We start from the raw sequence: 7,178 nt of genomic DNA, 5'->3' as shown, positions 1-7,178 counted from the left end.
AGGACGCCGACGAGCTGGGATCCTTCCCTGCGGATATGAGGCCGGTGTGCGTGCGGATCCATGTGCAGGGCTATCCCGATAAGTATCCCGACCGGCGGGCAGCGGGCTCCGATCTGGTCCACGAGTACCCGGCCGTCGAACCGGAAGCGTGGGCGCGTGCGGTGCTCGGCCGGCAGTGGTCGGATTATGCGTACCAAATGATCCGCCGGACCGATGTGGACCCGCGCATGCGCACCAACCTGAGCTACACCCAGCCGCTGTTCGTGGTGTTCGTCGCCTCGGACGGCACCCCGGTGCTGGCCCCGGACACCATCGCCTGGAACCGGGTGTGGCTCAAAGTCATCGACGCCCGCAAACTCGATCCGGATCCCGAATCGAGGGAACTGCTCGAGCACATTGCCCGGGTCGGTCCGTACGCCCCGACCGCAGGAATCCGCCATCCCGACACCGAACCCGACGGCGGCTGGCGCCTGGAGGTCACCGGTGTGCCCCTCGACCGGCTCACCGACACCGCGGCCGAGACGGTGCGCGCACTGCGCAACGGTATCCGGGTCCGCGGCAGGATCGCCACGCAGTTCCGCCCGATTCGACTACACGTCGAACTCGACCACGTGGTGGTGTACTTCAAGTGGGCCCGCAACCCGAACACCTTCGCTGTGACCATGCATCCACCCCAGACGGGCGACGAGCTTGCCGGTCCGCCCTGGCACACCCCCGCCGCCGTCGCCGGCACCATGATCTCGGGATGGCAAGAGGAGCTGTGTACAGGTCTGCTGGTGCGCGGTACCCGACGCCGCGACGGTGACACCATCTACATCTCGGCTCCGCCTTCCGCCCCGGTCCGCCAGGAATATTGGGTCAGCGAGGTCGCGCTGCACGAACGCTCCGGGGCGTGGCTCGCCCGCGAGGGCCTCGACATCGACCGGCCGCTCGAATGGAAGAACACCGGTGTACTCGCGGTGTGGATCCAGGCCAACGTGAACAACGAGGTCGGGCGCCCGTATGTCGGGCATGCCGCGGCTCGCTGGTCGGGCCAGGCCACCGTCCACGTGGACGTGCTCGAAACCGTGCCCGGCACCCCGGAGACAGTGGCTGCTCAACTCGCACATCGCCTCACGCACATGCTCGCGGACCTCGGGGCGGAGACCATCACGGCGTCTGTCGCGAACGAATATTTCACCGAACTCGGTTACACGAATCGTCCCGGGCAGTCGGGGATGGTCCTCGATGTCGCCTCGATGCCCTGAGCCCAGTAGAGGGCGCCCATCCTGTAGGGACCGCATCGAAACGCTGTCGTCTGGGTTGAAGGCGAGTCATGTTGTCAGGTGTTGGGGGTGTCGTCGATGGTGATGAGGTGTCCGTCGAGGTCGTCACCGTAGCGCCACACGGGCAGCGGCTGGTCGGGATCGTTCGAGGGGTCTTGCGGCATGCGGTACCCCTCGCCGACGTGTTCCCACAGTCCTGCGGCGATGAGCCGTTCGATCGGGGCTGGGTCATTGTTCGAGAAATCGGAGGCGATGTGCTCGGGAATCGTGCCGGTCCGACCGTGTGCCGAAGTCGATTGCCCGCACAGCAGCCACAGTCCGAATGCCGCCACGGGTTGGAAGCTCCACTTCTTCGATGTGCAGTCGTTCACTGGCACTGTTGAGCTGGAATCCGGTGTGGTAGCGGAAGACATGGCCATTCTGCAGCAGGCTCCAGTCGGATTGTTGTCGCTGCTCGGTGAACCGTTCGTGGTCGGTGGGGAGGGTGCGCGCCGAGCTGTGCTCATGCGTGGCGGGGGTCGTTGTGGTTCAGCGGTGGGTGGCGTCGGTGAGTAGTTCGGTGACGAGGTCGAGGTCGTCGGTGGTGATGTCGTGTCCGCCGGCGGTGTGGATGCGGTGGAGTGAGTGGGTGCGTTTGCGGGTGAACCACAGGTCGATGTGTAGTGCGATGTCGTGGGCGATGGCGGGGTCGACGGTGTGGAGTTGGGCCAGTGCGGCGGGGCGGGTGGCGGGGTCGAGGGTGAGGTGCACGATGTCGAGGAGGTCGGTGCCTTGTTTGTTGGTGGAGCGGTTCATCACTGCTTGGAGTTTCATGGCGATCAGTGGTCCAGGTTCGGCGACGGGGGTGGTGACGTCGATGTGGTCGCCGGGGTTGCTGATGACTTCGATGCGTATGTCGGTGGCGGTGTCGTTGGCCCAGGCGTGTGCGGCGGCGTGGAGTCGGTCGCCGGGGTCGTCGCTGGGTGGTCGAGTTCGATCTGGCGTACTTCGAGTACGTCGACTTTGACGGGGCCGTAGGTGGTAGGGAGAAGGACTGCGGCTGGTTCGACCGGTTGTGCACCGGAGGCGGCGCGCAGTATTTCCGGGTGGGGTGTTGCGTCGTGGAGTCGGTCGACGAGGTCGAGGTCGACGGTGGCGCGGTAGGGATTGGACAGTCGTGAGAGCACGGCCAGTCCGCCGACGATGACGGGTGGTCGGTGGAGGAGGGAGCGGATTTCGATGATGCCGTGGGCGACGGCGGACATGGCGTCGCCGAAGAAGGTGACGTGGTTACCAGACACGGGTCCACCGCTCGTCGGGGGTCCATGTGTCGAGGATTTCGCGTCCGCGTCCGGTGTCTTGAGCGAGGTCGAGGGCGACGAACAGTGGGTGTGCCAGGGGCCATTCGAATGGGTTGGTGTCCGTGTCGATCCGGTTCTGGACTGCTGCGGGTACGGGTGCGACGCGTACGGTGGCGCGTGCGTGTCTGTTCGAGGGTGCTGTGCCGAGCAGGGTGGTGGCGCGCCGGAGGGTCGACTGATCGGGGACGAAGAAGTCGAGTATCTGGTCGGACCGGAAGGCCACGGGTGCGCGGTATGCGGATGCCGCGGCGGAATCGCTGAGCGCCCAACCGGGTTCGACTCCCGCCGTATCGAGTCCGAGCCGCAACGGCCGTATGACGCTTGCGTCGCCCGGGGCGGGCAATGATGCCAGGTGAGCCCGCTTGGTCGGCCAGTACTCGGCGACGTTCCAGAACAGTTCGGTTCCTGAGACCGTGTTGTGGGTGTCGATGAGACCGTCGCGTCGCAGTGCGGCAAGGATGTCGGAGACCGTGCTGGGGGAACGACCGATCTCTCGGGCTAGCTCGCGCACGGCTACAGGGTGTTCGGGTCGTAGCAGGAGCGCGGTGGCGACCTCGAGTCCGGCCTTTCCTGCCAGTGCGGTCGAGCGGACGGCTCGTTCGGTGAGCGGCTCGATCGGGGCGTCGATGAGGACGCGATCGGTGCGGAGTGCCAATCGTCCTCGGAGGTCGAGGTAACCGCTGCCTCGTCGGGTGAGTAGCGTGCGTGCGGTCTCGGTCACCCTGTTGGCGATGACGAGCAGCGGAACATCCGAGTATGGGGCGTCGGCGAGCAGTCGTTCAGCGACGTCGTCGGTGACCAGGGAACGCCAGGTCATACGGATCGGCAACGCCAGGCCTGCGGGGTCCACGACGAGGTTGCTGCCGTGGTCGGCAGCGTCGACACGTCGGGTGTCGATGCCTAGCTGGTTGAAGGCATCGACAGTGAGGGCTTCGAGGTCCACGACTCCAGATTGGCAAGTGTTCGGTGTTCGGTCAATACCGAACACCGAACACACGGTGGATGGATGTTCGGGCTGCCGGGACGGATACCTCCACACTCTGATCTGGGAAAACGACTCGTCCCGAGGGAATGAACAAGTCCAACGACGATCTGGGTGCCTTATGGCCGTAGCCGGTATCGGTGTCGTCTCCGCGGTTACCGGAGCAGTCGACTTCTGGCAGGTCACGCACCACATCGAGCGGTTCAAATGGGTGTTCCTGCTAGGCAAGAGTGGCCCTGGCCTGCGATCTGGCTGCGAACGGCGAACGGGGGGTGTCCCTATGGTTTTCGTCAAGCGGCGGCAGCAGCGGGGGTGCGATAGAAGGTCTTGTTCTTGAGCATGGCGTAGAGGACGTCGCAGCGACGACGTGCCAGACAGATCAACGCGGCATTGTGCTGCTTGCCTTCGGCGCGTTTGCGGTCGTAATAGGCGCGACTGGTCGGGTCGTGCAACGCGGCGAACGCGGACAGGAACAACACCCGTTTGAGTTTGCGGTTACCCGACCGGGCGGGGTGCTCACCACGGATCGACGAGCCGGAACGGTGGGTGACCGGAGCGATACCGGCGTAGGCCGCCAGATGCGCCGCAGAGGCGAACGCCGAGCCGCCACCGACCTCGAGCAGGATCCGGGCTGCTGTCCTGACGCCGACGCCGGGCATCGACATCTCCGGCCTGGGAAAGAGGGTGGTCATCGAGCATCGTCTCCACGTCTTCGGCAATGTTCTTACGCTGTTGCAGAACCTCTTTCAAGGAATCTGCGAGCTTCGGCAGGACGATCTCGGCGGCGTTGCTGCCCGGCACCGTCACTGTTTGTGCATCGAGTGCGGCGAGGATTTCCTCGGCGAGGCGGGCGCCCATCCGCGGGGCGTGCTTGGTCGCGAGGGTCGTGAGCCGGCGTTTGCCGGCTTTGCGGATACCGACCGGACCGCCACATCGCGACAGAATTTCGAGGACCGCCGGATGCGCGATCCTGGGACCGAGAACCCGTTCGAGGGCAGGGTGGATTCCGGTGAGCAATCCGCGGATACGGTTGCTGATCTTCGGTGGCCTCACCGGCGAGGTCGCCGTCGAACCCGACGAGCACCCCGAGCTCGGCCAGTGCCTCGTCGCCGACATCGACCCGGCGCAGCGTGTGCGGCATCGTGCGGGCGGTATCGGCGATGATGAACGTATCTCGGGCGTCGGTCTTGGCCTGGCCGGGGTACAGATCGGTGACGCGGCGCATCGTCAGGCCCCGGCAGGTATGCCACGGCATGGCCGCAGGCCCCGGGCCACGGTGGCCGGCAGCGCACCGATGGTGTTCGGTTGGTCGACGATCACCAGTACCGGGCCGTGTTCGGCCAGGCGGTCGAACACGGTGCGGAGTTTGGTCTCGTCGTTGGGCAGGGCTTTGTCGAACAGGCGGGTGCCGGTGGGGTCGAGTCCGACGGCGTGGTGATCGCCTTTGCCCACGTCGATGCCGCGGAACACGGCGTAGGTGGGGTCCATGAAGCGTGCCTTTCGTCCGCTCCGGACGGTCACCGATCCGACGTCGACACCCGGCACCCACGCCTGCGAAGAGGCCTGCCCGGTGCTCGCTGCAAACAGGCGGCCCTGTCCCTCTCAGCGGTCCATCGACGTCACCAGGTTCGGCGACACCACCCCCGGATCATTCGAGAGACAGGGACAAGAAGTCATACCGAACTTGGCGACCGTGACCCCGCGGTGCGGGACTACGAAGAAGGTAACGGGGTAGATGGTCCGGTTCTGGGCGCCGATGGTCTGGCCGGCAATCTGGGAGGCCCGGGCAAGTACCGGCCAATCCACTAGGCCGGAGTTGACGGCTGGATGTCAGTCGGGTTGTCGGATGAGTTCGGTGATGATTTCGATGCCGAGTGCGTAGGCGGGCACACCGGCGGTGATGACTGCGGTTTCGGCCACTCCGATGAGGTCGGCGGTGGTTGCACCGGCGTGGAGGGCGCCGCGGGCGTGGATCCGGGCAGGGCCCGAGCGGCCCAGGGCCAGCAGTTGACCGAAGTGGACGAGCTGCTGCACGCGTGGTCCCAGCGCGTTGTTGGTCAGCACGATGTGCCGCAGCGCCGTGATCGCTTCTTCAGTGTCGATTCGGTTGTGTTGTTCGGCCAAGTGGAGGCGGTCCTCGACGCCGTGGGGGACGGCGCCGAGGGTCGAGCGATAACGGTCACGGATCGCTTCGGTGCGGGAGGCGCCGGCGCTCATGACACGCGGGCCATCGATGCGCGGACGGCCTCGAGGGCACCCGGAGGAAAGTCCACCGCCCCGCCGATGGCGCGCGCGGCGATCTCCGCTTCGGCGCTTTCCTCGATCGCATACAGGAGCGCGGCGGCCGATGTCGGATCGGGGCCGAAGACCATCAGACCGTGGTTGGCCAGTAGTACAGCCTGCGTGGTCGGACGTTCGTCGAGGACCTGTGCGATGCTGCGGACCGATACGTCCGATCCGCGTGGTCCCCACGCGACGACCGGTACGTCCTCGGCCTGGCCGAAACGCAGCATCGGCTCGGTGCGGCATGGCAGGGGCCGGTTGGCCACGGCGAACGCGGTGGAGGCGGGCGAGTGCGTATGGATGACTGCGCCGACCTGGGGGCGCTTGCGATACACGATGCCGTGCATGGTGATGATCTCGGTGCTGGAGGATCGCAGCTGTCCTTCGAGGACGCGCCCGTCCTGGTGGACGATCGCCACGTGTTCGGGCCGTAGCTCGCGGATGAAGCCCGGGGTCATGGCGAAGCGTTCGTCGTCCAGCCGGGCGCTGATGTTGGCGTGCCCGGAGTGCGACATCACGCCGGCTGTGAACAGTTGCGCGGCGGTCTCGGCGATCTGCTGGGCCTGGGATGTCGTGGCTGGTGTTCCCGTCATGATCAGACCTTTCCGATTCGGTGGTCGGCGGCCGTTCGGCGCCGGTGAAGACCACGGTGCGCCTTAAACTCGGGTTCAAGTCAAGCGTTGTGTCGACCGAGGAGGAGTAGCTGTGATGACGATCGGTCAGCTCGCCGCGAGCACCGGAGTCCCGGCATCGGCGATCCGGTATTGGGAGCGGCAGGGGGTTCTGCCGGAAGCTCAGCGACGGGGTGGGCAGCGACGCTATCCGGCCGAGGCCGCTGACCGAGTCGTGGTGTTGCGCACCTTCCAAACGGCTGGGCTCAGCCTCGACGAGATTCGCGAGGTCCAGCAGGACCGGCCGCAACGCAAGGCGATGCTGACCGACAAACTCACCGAGATCGAGCGCCGCATCGTCGATCTGCGGCACGCCCACGAACTCCTGGCGCACGCCGTTCGGTGCAGCAAACCGGACGTCGTGGCGTGCGCGACGTTCCGGGCGCAGATGGCGACCTGGCAGGCGCCGCCCGACGATCCGAGATGATCCGGGGCGGCGTGCTCGCAGTGCGGGGTGCACGGATATCGAGCGCGGGAAGACGGCAGTTCGGGTGGTCGAGCACGACGTCGCAGCCCCGATGTGCGAGCGAATCTGACGCAGGTGGGGACTGTCGGAATAAAGGTTGATCTGGTTTTGGCCGACACGCCGAGCTTGCTTGGCGAGAAGGCACGATCATGACCGAAACACTCGATCCTA

General features: G+C 66.0%; 8 protein-coding genes and 1 pseudogene. 2 read left to right on the top strand and 7 right to left on the bottom strand.

Annotated elements, in window-relative coordinates; all coding sequences use genetic code 11:
* On the top strand, positions 1–1,247 hold a 1,247-nt coding region (locus tag ACLBYD_RS30265), incomplete at its 5' end, for a hypothetical protein (RefSeq protein ID WP_447819342.1).
* A gap of 74 nt (positions 1,248–1,321) precedes the next feature.
* On the opposite strand, the gene ACLBYD_RS30260 is transcribed toward ACLBYD_RS30265, so the two are convergent.
* The 7 genes and pseudogenes from ACLBYD_RS30260 to ACLBYD_RS30230 form a co-directional block, all read right to left on the bottom strand.
* Positions 1,322–1,597, bottom strand: coding sequence for a hypothetical protein (locus ACLBYD_RS30260; protein ID WP_447819341.1), 276 nt, complete (start codon positions 1,595–1,597; stop codon positions 1,322–1,324).
* 196 nt (positions 1,598–1,793) lie between these two features.
* Positions 1,794–2,078 (bottom strand): hypothetical protein, encoded by a 285-nt coding sequence (locus tag ACLBYD_RS30255; RefSeq protein ID WP_447819340.1) that lies wholly within the window; start codon positions 2,076–2,078, stop codon positions 1,794–1,796.
* A 5-nt stretch (positions 2,079–2,083) separates the two neighbouring features.
* Complete coding sequence (locus tag ACLBYD_RS30250) at positions 2,084–2,545, bottom strand: hypothetical protein (protein WP_447819339.1); 462 nt, start codon at positions 2,543–2,545, stop codon at positions 2,084–2,086.
* Positions 2,535–3,548 carry a winged helix-turn-helix transcriptional regulator gene (locus ACLBYD_RS30245; protein ID WP_447819338.1) on the bottom strand — a complete coding sequence of 338 codons (1,014 nt, stop codon included), beginning with the start codon at positions 3,546–3,548 and terminating at the stop codon, positions 2,535–2,537. The genes ACLBYD_RS30250 and ACLBYD_RS30245 overlap by 11 nt, the downstream gene beginning before the upstream one ends.
* A 329-nt stretch (positions 3,549–3,877) precedes the next feature.
* Positions 3,878–5,075 (bottom strand): annotated as a pseudogene (locus tag ACLBYD_RS30240) (IS110 family transposase).
* Between the two features lie 342 nt (positions 5,076–5,417).
* On the bottom strand, positions 5,418–5,804 hold the full coding sequence (locus tag ACLBYD_RS30235) for a carboxymuconolactone decarboxylase family protein (RefSeq protein ID WP_447819337.1): 387 nt from the start codon (positions 5,802–5,804) through the stop codon (positions 5,418–5,420).
* Positions 5,801–6,463, bottom strand: coding sequence for a class II aldolase/adducin family protein (locus tag ACLBYD_RS30230; RefSeq protein ID WP_447819336.1), 663 nt, complete (start codon positions 6,461–6,463; stop codon positions 5,801–5,803). Before ACLBYD_RS30230 ends, ACLBYD_RS30235 begins: the two co-directional genes overlap by 4 nt.
* 115 nt (positions 6,464–6,578) lie before the next feature.
* Between ACLBYD_RS30230 and ACLBYD_RS30225 the strand changes: the two genes are divergently transcribed.
* Positions 6,579–6,968, top strand: a complete 390-nt coding sequence (locus ACLBYD_RS30225) for a MerR family transcriptional regulator (protein ID WP_447819335.1) — start codon at positions 6,579–6,581, stop codon at positions 6,966–6,968.
* The last annotated feature ends 210 nt before the right edge of the window (positions 6,969–7,178 follow it).

The sequence above is a fragment of the Rhodococcus sp. C26F genome (assembly GCF_053345925.1).
This window is presented reverse-complemented; position numbering and strand designations above follow the sequence as displayed.

Bases quoted from the DNA above. Each gene is read 5' to 3' on its own strand.
- ACLBYD_RS30230 (WP_447819336.1), bottom strand. From the start codon at position 6,463: ATGACGGGAACACCAGCCACGACATCCCAGGCCCAGCAGATCGCCGAG.
- ACLBYD_RS30255 (WP_447819340.1), bottom strand. From the start codon at position 2,078: ATGAAACTCCAAGCAGTGATGAACCGCTCCACCAACAAACAAGGCACC.
- ACLBYD_RS30235 (WP_447819337.1), bottom strand. From the start codon at position 5,804: ATGAGCGCCGGCGCCTCCCGCACCGAAGCGATCCGTGACCGTTATCGC.
- ACLBYD_RS30225 (WP_447819335.1), top strand. From the start codon at position 6,579: ATGACGATCGGTCAGCTCGCCGCGAGCACCGGAGTCCCGGCATCGGCG.